The 14378-nt window shown below is 62.9% G+C and carries 13 protein-coding genes, 1 tRNA gene and 1 rRNA gene; 6 read left to right on the top strand and 9 right to left on the bottom strand.

Features of this window, described 5'->3' with window-relative positions; all coding sequences use genetic code 11:
* Positions 1-83 (top strand): 5S ribosomal RNA (gene rrf, locus J7302_RS27185); the annotation flags it as partial.
* A gap of 186 nt (positions 84-269) precedes the next feature.
* On the opposite strand, the gene J7302_RS24910 is transcribed toward rrf, so the two are convergent.
* From J7302_RS24910 to J7302_RS24895, 4 genes are all read right to left on the bottom strand, one after another.
* On the bottom strand, positions 270-1418 hold the full coding sequence (locus tag J7302_RS24910; protein WP_215381150.1) for a M20 family metallopeptidase: 1149 nt from the start codon (positions 1416-1418) through the stop codon (positions 270-272).
* Positions 1419-1449: 31 nt separating this feature from the next.
* Positions 1450-2649: a RidA family protein gene (locus J7302_RS24905; RefSeq protein WP_215381148.1), complete on the bottom strand. Its 1200-nt coding sequence runs from the start codon at positions 2647-2649 to the stop codon at positions 1450-1452.
* Positions 2650-2809: 160 nt separating this feature from the next.
* Positions 2810-3724: a LysR family transcriptional regulator gene (locus J7302_RS24900; RefSeq protein WP_251702256.1), complete on the bottom strand. Its 915-nt coding sequence runs from the start codon at positions 3722-3724 to the stop codon at positions 2810-2812.
* 528 nt (positions 3725-4252) lie between these two features.
* Positions 4253-4329 (bottom strand) — tRNA-Arg (locus J7302_RS24895).
* Between the two features lie 321 nt (positions 4330-4650).
* Between J7302_RS24895 and gabD the strand changes: the two genes are divergently transcribed.
* The 3 genes from gabD (at position 4651) to J7302_RS24880 (ending at position 9080) form a co-directional block, all read left to right on the top strand.
* Positions 4651-6102: an NADP-dependent succinate-semialdehyde dehydrogenase gene (gabD, locus tag J7302_RS24890; protein ID WP_215381146.1), complete on the top strand. Its 1452-nt coding sequence runs from the start codon at positions 4651-4653 to the stop codon at positions 6100-6102.
* Positions 6103-6271: 169 nt separating this feature from the next.
* The gene (gene gabT, locus J7302_RS24885; protein WP_215381143.1) at positions 6272-7552 is read left to right on the top strand and encodes a 4-aminobutyrate--2-oxoglutarate transaminase; all 1281 of its coding nucleotides are present in this window, start codon (positions 6272-6274) and stop codon (positions 7550-7552) included.
* Positions 7553-7865: 313 nt separating this feature from the next.
* Positions 7866-9080, top strand: a complete 1215-nt coding sequence (locus tag J7302_RS24880) for an HDOD domain-containing protein (protein ID WP_215381141.1) — start codon at positions 7866-7868, stop codon at positions 9078-9080.
* Here J7302_RS24880 and J7302_RS24875 read toward each other — a convergent pair whose 3' ends face one another.
* Together J7302_RS24875 and J7302_RS24870 are read right to left on the bottom strand one after the other, a co-directional pair.
* Positions 9081-9677, bottom strand: a complete 597-nt coding sequence (locus tag J7302_RS24875; protein ID WP_215381139.1) for a 2-hydroxychromene-2-carboxylate isomerase — start codon at positions 9675-9677, stop codon at positions 9081-9083.
* Positions 9678-9708: 31 nt separating this feature from the next.
* Positions 9709-10449 carry an SDR family oxidoreductase gene (locus J7302_RS24870; RefSeq protein WP_215381137.1) on the bottom strand — a complete coding sequence of 247 codons (741 nt, stop codon included), beginning with the start codon at positions 10447-10449 and terminating at the stop codon, positions 9709-9711.
* A gap of 89 nt (positions 10450-10538) precedes the next feature.
* Between J7302_RS24870 and J7302_RS24865 the strand changes: the two genes are divergently transcribed.
* A complete protein-coding gene (locus J7302_RS24865; protein WP_215381133.1) occupies positions 10539-11111 on the top strand; it encodes a TetR/AcrR family transcriptional regulator in 573 nt (190 codons plus the stop codon).
* Here the strand turns inward: J7302_RS24865 and J7302_RS24860 are convergent.
* Positions 11100-12023, bottom strand: coding sequence for a LysR family transcriptional regulator (locus J7302_RS24860; RefSeq protein WP_215381131.1), 924 nt, complete (start codon positions 12021-12023; stop codon positions 11100-11102). The genes J7302_RS24865 and J7302_RS24860 overlap by 12 nt on opposite strands.
* A gap of 88 nt (positions 12024-12111) precedes the next feature.
* Entirely contained in the window at positions 12112-12990 is an 879-nt protein-coding gene (locus J7302_RS24855) for a DMT family transporter (RefSeq protein ID WP_215381129.1), read from the bottom strand.
* A 161-nt stretch (positions 12991-13151) separates the two neighbouring features.
* On the opposite strand from J7302_RS24855, the gene J7302_RS24850 reads away from it, so the two are divergent.
* The gene (locus J7302_RS24850) at positions 13152-14078 is read left to right on the top strand and encodes an autotransporter outer membrane beta-barrel domain-containing protein (RefSeq protein WP_215381127.1); all 927 of its coding nucleotides are present in this window, start codon (positions 13152-13154) and stop codon (positions 14076-14078) included.
* 18 nt (positions 14079-14096) lie between these two features.
* Here the strand turns inward: J7302_RS24850 and J7302_RS24845 are convergent, their stop codons facing one another.
* Positions 14097-14261: a rubredoxin gene (locus J7302_RS24845; RefSeq protein WP_215381124.1), complete on the bottom strand. Its 165-nt coding sequence runs from the start codon at positions 14259-14261 to the stop codon at positions 14097-14099.
* Positions 14262-14378 lie beyond the last annotated feature (117 nt).

The following is a 14378-nucleotide window of genomic DNA, read 5'->3' as shown; positions in this document are numbered from 1 at the left end:
CCCATCCCGAACTCAGTAGTGAAACGACGCATCGCCGATGGTAGTGTGGAGCTTCTCCATGTGAGAGTAGGTCATCGTCAAGCTCCTATCCCAAACCCCCGATACGCCCAGGCGTGTCGGGGGTTTGTCTTTGGGCACGGGAAAACATCTGCGCACGCGAGAGCTGTGGCCCCCAGTCAGAAGGAGTACCTGACAATCCACACGTGCCGCTATTCTGCTGGCTGGTTCACGACTCGTGCGATGAGATGGCTGACCTGCAGGCTTGAAAGTCAGTCTGGGTGCCTTCCATCCTCGGCACACCAATCGGTAATCAGCCGACGATACAACCTTACGGCTTCCTCGATGCGGGGAACTTCGCAGTACTCATCTGCCTGGTGGGCCATCTCAGGGGTGCCCGGCCCGAGGATGACCATAGGCACGCCCGGATGGGCATGCTGCAATGCGCAGGCGTCGGTGAAGTAACTAGCGCCTCTGGGCTCAGGGCGTATTCCGGTTTCTTCCTCGACGATGCGGTACACCGTCGCTACCCAAGGAGCGTCGATGTCGGTGAATACACCTGGCAGGTCGAGTACCGGGGTTGCCTCTGCGATGTCGGGACTCAGCTCGGCAACCAGCGCTGCAGCGGTGGCGGGGTGGGACATGCCGGGCAGGGTGCGGATATCGACGCACAGCTCGGCATGGTCCGGTACCACGTTGATGCTGCTACCTGCGTGCAGGGTGCCCGCGCTGATGGTGGCTGCGCCCAGAATGGCGTGGCGCGGCGCCGGCACTTGATAGCCTTGGATCCTCTGCAGTGCGCGCCCAGCCTTGTAGAGCGCGTTGTCGCCCTTCTCTGGCATCGAGCCATGGGCACTTTTGCCGTAGGCGGTGAGCTTGAGCCAAAGGGCGCCCTTATGGCCGATCAAGGGGTAGTTGGCGGTCATCTCCCCCACGATGATCGCGCCGGCATTGTGTTGATCGACGCCATCGCGCACCAGGGCCATAGCGCCCTGGCAGCCAGTTTCCTCGCTGGCCGTGAGGACCAGCACAACACCACTGCTGTTTACGATTGACTCTCGCTCTTCCAGTGCAGCGGTAATGAAGGCCGCGACTCCGGCCTTCATGTCGCTGCTGCCACGTCCGTACAACTTTCCGTCCCGGATCTCTCCGGCGAACGGATCGACCGACCAGGTTGCCTTGCCAAGAGGCACGGTATCCAGGTGGCCGGTGAAACAGAGCGGGCGACCGCGACCGTTGCCCAGATACGCCACCAGGCTCGCTCGATCTGGTTCCAGCTCATGCAGAGTGACGCTGAATCCCTCCCTCTCCAATAACTCAGCCAGAAACTCGGCACAGCGCCCCTCATTGCCGGGTGGGTTCGTGGTGTCGAACCTGACCAGATCCCGGGTCAGGTCGATTGCGTATTCGAGTAGGCTCATAATGATCTCCCGTCAGTACGTCGGTGGCGTTTCAGGGCTGCAACTGTTTGACAAGGTCGACGGCCACAGCGTCCACCTGAAGCGGAACGCCGCGCGGCAGTCCATTCACACGGACCACCGTGAATGGCGGCAGAGATTCTCCACAGAGCTGCTTCAGGGCAGCAGCGAACAGTGACATGGCATGCTCGGGAGCGTCATTCGCCTCGTCGCCGGCGATAAACACGTGCAGGTGGGCGAGGGCGGTCGGGCTGCTACCAACGGCTTCAAGCTTGAGCGCGAGCTGGTTCACCACGTCTTCACATGCCGGCTCGAGCGCCTTGTATCTGGCGCTCAAACCGGCAATCTGGATATGCGATCCTGTGCGCAGTACCTGATGCTCCGCTGCCCAATTGCGGTTGCTGGCCCGCGTCTGTAACGCCTTGCTGGCAAGGCCAACGTGGGCGGTTGCGTCGATCTCCAGCAATAGCCCTTCGTACAGCAAGCTGATGCCGAAGGCAGTGACTGGTGGCAGTGTCTCGCCGCAGATGTCGCGGATCACCTTCATGATCTCCTGCAGACGTTGCTCGGCAGCGTGGGCGTCGCCGTCATGCAGGTAGCAGACCTTGAGCTGAGTCAGGTCGGCAAATCCTGCCCCGGCGTCCAGCAGCACGTGGCGGATGTGCTCCAGCACATTATGTGTCTGCCCAGGCAGATCGCCGATGCTGACCGCTTTCCCGGCCATGTCGGCCGAAACCTGTCCGCCGACCCAGACCTGGCTGCCGATCTTCCAGCCCTGTGACAGCGGCACCGGAATGCTCCAGTCCCAGCTCTTGCTCGGCATGATCCGCTGTCGCTGCGCGGCTGGAGCGGCGAACGCCTCGGCTTCCAATTGTATCAGCGCCCCAGAACGCCCCATTCCCCGCACGCGCACGGCTGTGGCGGCAGGCCCTGGGTTGGGCAGGTACTGCAGGCGAACCCGGGTCATTTTCTCCCAGTAGAGCGTGGCATCGCTCTCGTAGCCCTCGAACACGTAATAGGTGTTGAGCCGAACCAGGTCGGACATTTCCAGGCCAGCACTTTTCAGTGCTACATGAAGATTGCGGAATACCGCGTGAGTCTGGGCCTCGATGTCCCCGGCCCCTCGCAGGGTGCCCTCCGGGCTGATAGGCAGGACGCCGCCGATGAACAACTGCTCGCCAAAGCGGCGAGATTGGAAAGGGTAAGGCGAAACCAGCGGGGCGCAGTCCGACATGTTTAGACTCCAGGGCGTGACGGGATGGTCGAGAGGTAGACCATTGATTCGTCCCGACTCTAGAGAGTCTGATAAGTTGGAAAAATATTCGGATCAAGAAGTTAACTTCGGCGTTAGGCGAATCAAGGGCCCCACCAGGCCTGTCACCCGTTGGCTGCACCTACGAAACTGCGTCCGGTCTGAGCACGGAGCTGCTGAGCAACTGCTCATGGAATGCCGTGACCGCGCGCGGAGTGCTGGCCCCGTGACGCATGATGATGTCGAAATCGAGGAAGGTGGCGTACGCCTCGGGACGAAGCCGGCGCAGCTCACCCTTGTCCACCCAGGGCTGGGCATAGTGCAGGGGCAGAAATCCGATGTACTGGCCGGACAGGATCATCATGGCCCGCGCCTCCACATTATCCACGCTGCCTGCGGCTTGTTCGGCCCGCAGTTGTTCAAGATCGAAGCGCCCTAGGAAGGCGCGCGCAGCGACCCTCGACTGGCTCAGCCGGGGCAAGGTGATCTCGGCATCATCTTGTGCGTACAGCGGGTTGGTACGGGAGCAGAAGAGGCCGTGGGTTTCGCGATAGAGCGGCGTGTAATCAAGCCCTGGCAGCCTGGCTGGAAAGGGTCCAACTGCAAGGTGCAGGCGGCCATCCATGACCCGTTGCTCCAGTGCGTTGGGGGTATCGATTTGGACCTGCAGGTGAACCTGCGGTGCGATTTCACCAAAGCGTCGAATGGCGAGGGTGAGGGGGCTACCCGGATCGGTCAGGGTCGCGTCGATTACACCAACGCGCAGTGTTCCGCGCAGTTGACGGCGCAAGGTCTCAGCCTCCATGCGGAAGGTTTCGACTGCCGACAACATGCGTTGCGCGGCTTCATACAGGACCTCTCCCTCTTCGGTCAGTCGGAAGCCGGAGCGGCCACGCTCGCACAACCTGACGCCCAGTCGGGTTTCCAGCTGACTCATCTGCTCGCTGATAGCCGAAGCACTGATGTTAAGAACGGACTGGGCTGCCGAGAATCCGCCACATTGCACAATCGTCTCGAAGATCCGCAGTGACTTCAGATCTGCGTCCTGTATCTGCATTATCGTGGCTCCTCGCTTCAGCTTGTTCGGGGCTGTATGAGAACGCGTCGTGTGAAGTCTGGGCAAGGTGCGTGTCAGCGCCGAGAGCTATCATTCGAAACCAGTCGAGTAACGTAGGCGACGCAATTGCCGCATCGGCGTGGCTGTGCAGAGCGGTGCGTGAGTGGCTAGGGCCCGGGTACTGCGGCCCGGAAATACTACCCGGTGTAGCAAGAGAGCTCACTTGGCCTGACCGGCATCTCTCCTGCGCCTCATCTCTGCTCAGCGGCATTGGCAAACGGGGAAAACGATCAGATCAGAGCGCCGGTTGCCTTAATCCTTCAATGACGCCTCACGGAACCTGAATCTCACCCGGCCAGCGTCGGGTCGCTCGATCAAGCAACTGGAGCGCGAGCTGGCCATTTTGGGCGTACGAAACCACGGCCGGCTCAGGACGCAGGAGGAGACAGCCATAAACAAGAAAGCCCGCACAGGGCGGGCTTTTCAGGGTGTTTCGTAGACTGCTGGAGACAGGTAGAAACTGCTATTTGGCGCATCCGGCGGGATTCGAACCCACGACCCCTGCCTTCGGAGGGCAGTACTCTATCCAGCTGAGCTACGGATGCTTGTGCGGGCGCAATCATACTCATCTCGAGCCCTGGCGTCCACGTTGGCGCGTTTGTTCGTAATGTTGAACGAACGTGCGTCGTTCGGTCATCTTTGATCAGGATTTCGACAAAGGGCATCTACTTTTTGTTGATTTTATCGAACGGGCTATTGCCCTTCACTTCCTCGCACCCTAGGATTCGTTTGAGATTTCAAACGCCCTTTTGGCCCCCCCACATGAGCCGGGCCGCTCCAATCGACTCCGTCCTGGCCGATCGTGGATTGGCTGGAGAACAACCACCTACCCCGGCGCACGTTGCGACGGTGTGAAGGAGACAGAGATGCAACTGAAAGACGCCACGCTGTTCCGCCAGCAAGCCTATATCGATGGCGCTTGGGTGGATGCCGACAACGGCCAGACCATCAAGGTCAACAACCCGGCTACCGGCGAGATCATCGGCACTGTGCCGAAGATGGGCACCGCCGAGACCCGTCGCGCCATCGAGGCTGCCGATCGGGCTCTGCCGGCTTGGCGTGCGCTGACTGCCAAGGAGCGCGCCAACAAGCTGCGCCGCTGGTTCGAATTGCTGATGGAAAACCAGGACGACCTCGGCCGCCTGATGACCATCGAGCAGGGCAAGCCGCTGGCCGAAGCCAAGGGCGAGATTGCCTATGCCGCGTCTTTCATCGAGTGGTTCGCCGAAGAAGCCAAGCGCGTCTACGGTGACGTGATTCCTGGCCACCAGCCGGACAAGCGCCTGATCGTGATCAAACAGCCGATCGGCGTCACCGCGGCGATCACCCCGTGGAACTTCCCTGCGGCGATGATCACCCGCAAAGCCGGCCCCGCCTTGGCCGCTGGCTGCACCATGGTGATCAAGCCTGCGTCCCAGACCCCGTATTCCGCGCTGGCCCTGGTCGACCTGGCCGAACGTGCCGGCATTCCGAAAGGCGTGCTGAGCGTGGTCACCGGCAGTGCCGGCGAAGTCGGTGGCGAGCTGACCAGCAACCCGATCGTGCGCAAGCTGTCCTTCACCGGCTCCACCGAGATCGGCCGCCAGCTGATGGCCGAATGCGCCAAGGACATCAAGAAGGTGTCCCTGGAACTGGGCGGTAACGCTCCGTTCATCGTCTTCGATGACGCCGATCTGGATGCCGCCGTTGAAGGTGCGCTGATCTCCAAGTACCGCAACAATGGCCAGACCTGCGTCTGCGCCAACCGCCTGTACGTGCAGGAAGGTATCTACGACGCCTTCGCCGAGAAGCTGAAGGTCGCCGTGGCCAAGCTGAATATCGGTAACGGCCTGGAGGCTGGCGTCACCACCGGCCCGCTGATCGACGAGAAGGCCGTGGCCAAGGTCCAGGAGCACATCCAGGACGCGGTCAGCAAAGGTGCCAAGGTTGTCGCCGGCGGTAATCCGCATAGCCTGGGCGGCACCTTCTTCGAGCCGACCATCCTGATCGACGTGCCGAACAACGCTGCCGTGGCCAAGGAAGAAACCTTCGGCCCGCTGGCCCCGCTGTTCCGCTTCAAGGACGAGGCTGATGTGATCGCCATGGCCAACGACACCGAGTTCGGCCTGGCTTCCTACTTCTACGCCCGTGACCTGGGCCGCGTGTTCCGCGTGGCCGAGGCCCTGGAGTACGGCATGGTGGGCATCAACACCGGCCTGATCTCCAACGAAGTGGCGCCTTTCGGCGGCGTGAAGGCTTCTGGCCTTGGCCGCGAAGGCTCCAAATACGGCATCGAGGATTACCTGGAGATCAAGTATCTCTGCCTCGGCGGTATCTGATCCAAAGACGGGGCAAGGCGCGAAAGAGCGCGCGGCGCCCCAGTTCCACCACAAAACCAAACGGGCCTCCGGCAAGCCTGCGCAGTCGATCATCGAATGCTGCGCTGGCCCCTACCGGGGGCATTCATCCTTGAGACTGCGCCGCCCGATGAGCGGCCGTGAGGAACTTATGAGCAAAACCAACGAATCCCTGCTGAAACGCCGTGCTGCCGCTGTTGCCCGTGGCGTTGGCCAGATCCACCCGGTTGTCGCCGAGCGCGCCGAAAACGCCACCGTATGGGACGTAGAAGGTCGCGAGTACATCGACTTCGCCGGTGGCATCGCCGTACTGAACACCGGCCATCTGCACCCGAAAGTGGTCGCCGCTGTTCAAGAGCAGCTGACCAAACTGTCCCACACTTGCTTCCAGGTGCTGGCCTATGAGCCCTACATCGAGCTGTGCGAAGAAATCGCCAAGCGCGTTCCGGGCGACTTCGCCAAGAAGACCCTGCTGGTGACTTCCGGCTCCGAAGCGGTCGAAAACGCTGTGAAGATCGCTCGTGCCGCCACCGGTCGTGCTGGCGTGATTGCCTTCACCGGCGCCTACCACGGCCGCACCATGATGACCCTTTCGCTGACCGGCAAGGTGGTTCCGTACTCCGCTGGCATGGGCCTGATGCCCGCTGGTGTGTACCGCGCTCAAGCACCGTGCGAGCTGCACGGCGTGAGCGAAGACGAGTCCATCGCCAGCATCGAGCGCATTTTCAAGAACGACGCTCAGCCCCAGGACATCGCCGCGATCATCATCGAGCCGGTTCAGGGCGAGGGTGGTTTCTACGTCAACTCCAAGCCGTTCATGCAGCGTCTGCGCGCCCTGTGCGACCAGCACGGCATCCTGCTGATCGCTGACGAAGTGCAGACTGGCGCTGGCCGTACCGGCACCTTCTTCGCCACCGAGCAACTGGGCATCGTTCCGGACCTGACCACCTTCGCCAAGTCCGTTGGCGGTGGCTTCCCGATCTCCGGCGTATGCGGCAAGGCCGAAATCATGGACGCCATTGCTCCCGGCGGCCTGGGCGGCACCTATGCCGGTAGCCCGATCGCCTGCGCCGCGGCCCTGGCCGTGCTGAAAGTGTTCGATGAAGAGAAGCTGCTGGAGCGTAGCCAGGCTGTAGGCGAACGCTTGAAGGCCGGTCTGCGTGACATCCAGGCCAAGCACAAGGTCATCGGTGACGTTCGTGGCCTGGGTTCGATGGTTGCCATCGAGCTGTTCGAAGGCGGCGACGAGAGCAAGCCGGCTGCCGAACTGACTGGCAAGATCGTTGCCAAGGCGCGCGAGAAGGGCCTGATCCTGCTCTCCTGTGGCACCTATTACAACGTCATCCGCTTCCTGATGCCGATCACCATCCCGGACGCTCAGCTGGACAAAGGCCTGGCCATCGTTGCCGAGTGCTTCGACGAACTCGCCTGAGTCTCGACCGTGATGTAAGAAGAAACCCGCTTCGGCGGGTTTCTTTTTGCCCGGAGTTCCGCCGACACGGGCAAGTCCCTCTTCTACTGGTGCCGTGGCTCCATGTCGTGCCTGGCTACGTTGCGCTTCATTCCGTCAGCCCAGCCAACGAGGCTCAGCCTTCAGTTCTGTTTTGTTTGAACTGGGGCAAGGTCGCTCAGCAAGGCTTCACGAGAACCGCTCATCGCTCTGTTCAGTGAGTAAGGCGGCAGTTTAGACTCCGCGGCTTCCAGCTCTTCCCGTCCGCACGATCTTTCCGCCAGTCGAGGTACCGATGCCTGCCCCCTCCAAGGTTCCGGAGATCTTGATCGCAGAGGCCGATCCATGGACAGCAGAGCTGATCGCCCAACTGGTGTTGGACCTGCATGCGAATGCCCGAGTGGTGTTGGTCAGCGATGGGCACGAAGCGCTCGGCCGCTGCAAGCGCCGCCTCCCGGAACTGGTCATCGCGGATGGCGAGTTGCCCGGTATCAATGGCGTCGAGTTGCTGCGCCAGTTGCGCCGCCACCCGCGCACCCCGGCGCTGCCCTTCGTGCTGATCAGTGCCCGGGTCGACGCCAATAGCGTGCGCGCCGTACGCCCGCTGGCGCCATCCGCCTATCTGGGCAAGCCGTTCAACGCCGCCAAGCTGCGCAAGCGTCTGTCTGCCTTGCTGCCGGCCCAGGATGCCGGCGCAGGTAGCCCAGCCCCCGCGCTGCTGGTGGACAATCTCAATGAGTACCTCGACGGCGTGCGTGAAGAAGGCTTCGGCGCTCCGTTGCTGGGTGATGTGCGGGATGCCGTCAGCCAGTGCCTGAACGCCGACCAGATCGACCTGGGCGATCTTGAAGAAACCTTCTCCCGTGACCCGCAGATCACCGCGAGGCTGATCGCCGCTTCCAACAGCGCCGCCCAGCATCTGGGCGTACCCTGCCAGACGCTTTTCCAGGCGATTCAGCGTCTAGGTATCACCCACGCGTTGAACCTGGTGCTGGGGATGGCGTTGGAGCGTAATGCACGGCTGCATGACCCGCGCCTGGCTGAGTTGGCCAAGAGCACCTGGCAGTCAGCCCAGCGCAGTGCGGAGTTGGCTTACTGGCTCGCCAGCGAGTTGGATCTGGATGCCGAGCTTTGTTACACCGCAGGTCTGCTGCACAACATGGGCGAGCTGGCCTTGCTGCGTAGTCTGCAGGACTGGCAGGACCGCGGGGGCAGCCTGGACGACCAGGCGCTGCAGGCTACCCTCACGCAACGCGCCGCCAGCTTCGGCTCGGCGCTGCGCATCCGCTGGCGTCTACCCTTTGGCCTGCGTGAGCTGGTGGCGGCCTACCACGTTCTGGGTAGCGGCGTATTTTCCCGCGAGACGCTGGTGCTCAACCTCTGTGCTGCACTGCTGGAACTGCCCGCCGGGCGGTCACCACTGAGCCTGATGGATGAACGCGTCACGCGACTCTTGCGCATCGATCCAGAGGTACTGGAGCGACTGCCTGCCCGGTTGTTGGCCGGCTGATCAGCTGCCTGCAAGCGCCTCGGCGACGAAGTCCAGGCGGTCCTGGCCGAAAAACATCTCATCACCGACGAAGCAGGTCGGCGCACCGAATACGCCACGCTTCACCGCCTCTGCGGTGGCAGCCTTGAGCGCGTCTTTCACCTCTTGATTCCCTACCAGGGCAAGCACCGTTTGCGGGTCGAAGCCCGCCGCCTCCAGCGTTTGCACCAGGACAGCCGGGTCGCCGAGATTGCGTTTGTCCTGCCAGAGCGCTTTGAACATGGTGTCCAGATAGGCCTCGAAGCGCTCCGGCTGGTGCAGCTGGATGCCGATGGCGCCGCGCATCAGTGTCAGGGTGTTGATCGGAAAGTACGGGTTGAATACCAGAGGCACGCCATAGCGCGTAGCAAAGCGCTGCAGGTCGATCATCGAATAGCGCCCTTTAGCCGGCACGGCGATGGGCGAGGCGTTGCCGGTGGCCTGGAACACGCCGCCAAGCAGCATCGGGCGATAGCGCAGGGTTGCGTTGCTCCGGGCGCAGATCGCCGGGAGTTGGGTCCAGGCGAGGTAACTGGCCGGGCTGCCCAGGTCGAAGAAGAATTCGATGGTTTTGGTCATGGGGTGGTTTCTCGTTGTTGTTGGCGAAGGCTTACCAGCGTTCCATCCAGGGCCGTAGGTCCAACTCGAAGGTCCAGGCATCTCGCGGCTGGCTGTGCAGATACCAGTAGCTGTCGGCGATGTGTTCCGGGTTGAGGATGCCGTCCTGGTCCTTAAGCGCGTAGCGCTCGGGGAAGGACTCGCGGATGAACTCGGTGTCGATGGCACCGTCCACCACCACATGAGCGACGTGGATGTTTCGCGGCCCCAGTTCGCGCGCCATGCTCTGCGCCAGCGCGCGGATGCCGTGCTTGGCCCCGGCGAAGGCGGCGAACCCGGCGGCGCCGCGCAGGCCGGCAGTGGCGCCGGTGAAGAGAATGGTGCCGCGCTCGCGGGTCACCATGCGCCTGGCCACCGCCTGGCTGGTGAGGAAGCCGGCGAAGCAGGCCATTTCCCAGATCTTGAAGTACTTGCGTGCCGTTTCGTCGAGGATGCTGCACGGCACGTTGGCGCCGATGTTGAAGACAAAGGCCTCGATCGGGCCGATATCGCGCTCGATGGTTTCCACCAGCGCCGCCACCTCTTCTTCCTTGCGAGCATCGGAGGCGAAGCCATGGGCCTCACCGCCTTCAGCGCGGATGGTCTCCACCAGCGGTTGCAGCTTGTCGGCATGGCGCCGGGTCACGCAGGCAACGTAACCCTCGCGGGCAAACCGCCGGGCAATGGCGCCGCCGGTGGCATCGCCAGCCCCTACAACCAGCACGACCTTCTTCTTATTCGTCTCGTTCGTCATGGTGCTCACCTTTTACTAAACGATCGTTAGTTTAACGGACGTTATGCTATGCTTGCCCACGCGTCAAGCCAGTCAAAGCGGAGGTCGTTGTGCGCTATTCATCCACCCATAAGGAAGAAACCCGGCAGAAGCTGCTGGAAAGCAGCGGCGCCATTGCCAAGCGCGGCGGCTTTTCCGCAACCGGCGTCGACGGCCTGATGAAAGCCATTGGCCTCACTGGTGGGGCTTTCTACAGCCACTTTCCCTCGAAGAACGACCTGTTCACCGCCATCGTCCAGCGCGAGCTGTCGCAGAGTCTGATCGGCAACGTTTCGCGTGAGCAGGGTTTCACGCGCGACAAGCTCGAGCGCTGCCTGGAGCGTTACCTGAGCATGGCCCATCTGCAGCATCCCGACAGTGGCTGCGCCATTCCGGCCCTGGGCGCGGAGATCGCTCGCGCCGACCTCGCCGTACGCGAAGAGGCCGAGCACTGGATGCGTCAGCTACAGCAGGCCTGGGCGGAGATCCTCAACAGCGAGGAACTGGCCTGGGCGTTGATCGCTCAATGTGTCGGCGCGCTGGTGGTGGCACGCATGCTGGCTCGGGAAGGGACGCAGGAGCAGGTGCTGAGCGCCAGTCGCCGTTTCCTCGGCGAAGCTCTGGAGGGGCGGTTAGAGCAGTGACTGCTCGGCACAAACGCTCAGTATCTGCTCGCGCAGCCAGGCATTCGCCGGGTCCTGGTCGAAGGGCTGGGCCCAGAGCAGCTCCAGGGAGAAGCTCGGTAGGCCATCCAGCGGGCTACTGACTTCGGTACGGGCGTCACTGAGCAGTGCATACACTCGAGCCGGCAGGACCAGCAGCAGGTCGCTGCCGTGCACCAACTGCAGGGCTGCCAGATAGTTGTTGGTTCGTGCGGCGATTTGTCGGGCTCGGCCCTGTTGCTGCAACCAGCCGTCGATCATGTTGCGATCGGAGTCCCAGGGCGTCGGAAACATCTGTCGCCGTGCACAGAAGCTGTCGAGGTCCTCCACCGGCGCAGTGCCGGCTGCCCTCACGCAGAGCAGATCGTCCTTAAGCAAGGCCAGGCTGACCAGGCCAGGATGGGCACGGTGCTGGTGCGGGCCGAAGCCGAGGGCAAGGTCCAGCTCACCGTTCTGCAAGGCATCGGCGGGAATCTCCTTGCCCAGGCGCTGCACGATGAGGCTCACCGGGTAACCCGCCGCGCCGATTCGACGCAACAGCAGCGGCAGGATCAGCAGCTCGAAATACTCCGGGGCGCAGAGCCTGAAGGTGCGCGGAGCCTGTTTGGGGTCGAAACTGCTGGCCTCGCTGTAGCAGGTGTTGATCAGGTCCACCATCGACTTGGCGTGGGGGCGCATGGCCAGCGCCTTTCGCGTCGGTTGCATGCCGTTGCGGGTGGCGATGAACAGCTCGTCGGCAAAGCATGAACGCAGCTTTTTCAGGCTGTAGCTGATACTTGAGGCACTGAGATTGAGGGCCTCGGCCACCTCGCCCAGATGCTGGCGCTCACAGATTGCGAGGAAGACCAGCAGGTCCTGGATGTCGATCTTGCGCAGTCCATTGGCGAGCAGCATGGCGTCGTTCCGGGAAGATGAGGACACCATCAGAACCCGAGGCTCCGCTGATCGCAAGGCAGATCACGTGTGCCTGCCATCGACCTGATCAACCCTTGGCCACACGGGCCGGACTCAACCGCACCAGCCAGGCCATGCCGAACAGGATCAGCAGCGCACCGGCCCAGGCCAGCGGCGCTGGTGCATGGTCCAGCCAGGCGCTTTGCAGCAGCAGGGCGAACAGGCCGCTCAGGTAGCTGTAGGCAATCACCGTGGCCGGCGGCAGCGAGTGGATGGCGCGGTGCAATAGCCAGAAAGTCGCCAGGGTAGCGCTCAGGGCCAGGTAGAGCAGCCAGGCGAAGTCGCTGGTGGATACTCCCCGCAGCCCCTCCCAACGCTGCCCGAGGGTGCTGGCCAGCGCCAGCAGCAGACCACCGGCCAGCAGGTTACCGCAGGCCAGCGAGGCCGCGCTGCGCTGTTCGCCCAGCCAGGGTTTGAGGCATTGGCTGAGCGGTGCGTAGAGCGCCATGGCCAGGCAACCGAGGCCATACAGACCATAGGCGTAGGCATCGAAATGGGCGCGGTCGAGTCCGAGCAGGGCCAGAGCGCCGAGCGCGGCCACCAGGGTTGGCCACAGGCGCTGAAGCACGGACCTGCGCAGCAGCAGGCGCTCTCCGGCCAGGGTCAGCAGCGGCACGCTGACATAGAGCAGCGCGGTATCCAGGGCCGTGGTGTGTTTGAGGGCCTCGAACAGGCTGCCGAAGTACAGTGCCAGGAGGAAGCCGAGAACAGCATGGGCTGTCAGCGCCCGCCCATTCGGCAGGCTGGGTCGTCGCAGCAGAAAGGGCAGGAACATGGCGGCCGAAAGCAGCAGGCGCAGGGCCGTCAGTGGTAACGCATCCAGCGCCGGGTTGACCTCGGCGGCGGCAAAGAACGACAGCGCTACCAGCAGAGCCCAGAGCAGCATCGAGGCGTGGGCGTTCAGCATGTTGGGTCTCCGGCGAATGGTAGGAAGGCCATTGCGCCAGCGAGGCCAAGAGCGGGCAACTCAAAAACCGGAAGGGTGATGCAGGAAATTGGTGTGGCGCGAGCGCGCTTGGGGTGTCGTCGGACTAGAGTTATGCCCAGCCCCCGACCGAGATGAACCCCATGGCCCATGACGCATCAGCGCACCTCGCCCTGGCGAGCGCTTGCAGCTTGCTCGCCGCCTTCACCCCGGTTCAGGCCGACGAGCGATTCGCCGCCGCCCGAGCCACCTTGCTGGAGGACAGCCACTTCCTCCGTGATGCCACCTTCGAGCGGGTGCAGCAGGTGCGTTTCTCGTTCCGTGAACCGCCATTGGAGGAGGGGCAGACACCCACCTGGGGCCGGGCCTTCGGTAGCCACGGTTCAGTGGATAGCGACCACCAGGCCGCGCGCCGTGAGCGGGACATCGGTGGCCTGTTCGCCGGCAGCGAGCGCAAGATCGGCAGTTGGCTGCTGGGGGCTATGGCCGGATACTCGGCGACCTCGGTCGAAGTCGAGAGTCGCGACCTGGATCTCCACAGTCTCCACTTGGGCGGCTATGCCGGCACCAAGATCTACAACCAGATCGGGGTGAAGCTGGGAGCAGCCTGGAGCGGATCTGATGCGGACGGGCAGGGTGGCGATTCCGACAGCGGGCAAGTGTTCGGCGAGCTGAGCTATTCGCTCGACTTCCGCGATTTCAGCCTGGAGGGTTTCAGCGAACTGGCGTACGTGCGTCTGGATACCGATTCCCACGGGGCCTTGGACAGCCAACGCGATGAGATCGGCTACAGCACCTTCGGCCTGCGCGGCACGACGCGCATCAGCCTCGCCTCGGGCAAGCGCCTGACCGCACGCCTCAGCTCGGGTTGGCGGCATGCCTACAGCGACAGCCGACTCACTGATGAAAGCGGCGCCGAGGTCGCGCTTACCGAAGACAGCATCCGCCTTGACCTGGGGCTGGACTATGAACTCACCGAGCAGGCTTACGTTGGCCTGTTCTACAACGGCGCCTATGCCGAGGACACGCGGGACAATGGGTTGAGCGTCCGGCTCAGTTTGAGGTTGTAGGGTAAGCCGATTCCGACCTTAGATTGCTTGCATATCGAAATCGGCCTTGCCGACGCCGCAGTCCGGGCAGACCCAGTCGTCCGGCACATCGGCCCAGCGCGTGCCTGCGGGGATGCCCTCTTCAGGCCAGCCCTTGGTTTCGTCGTAGATCAGACCGCAGACCACACAGATCCAGGTTTTCATATCGCTACCTCGCTTGCCGCTCATTCTCGGATAAGGCGCGCGCCCAGGCGTGCGTGTTGGCGCGACCATAGACGCGCAGGGGCTCGGGTGCGGCCCCAACCATTGATTGGCGTTAGC

The sequence above is a fragment of the Metapseudomonas boanensis genome (assembly GCF_018704125.1).
Lineage (GTDB): Bacteria > Pseudomonadota > Gammaproteobacteria > Pseudomonadales > Pseudomonadaceae > Metapseudomonas > Metapseudomonas boanensis.
Note: the sequence above shows the minus strand (reverse complement) of the source record. Positions and strands in the feature narration are given on the sequence as shown.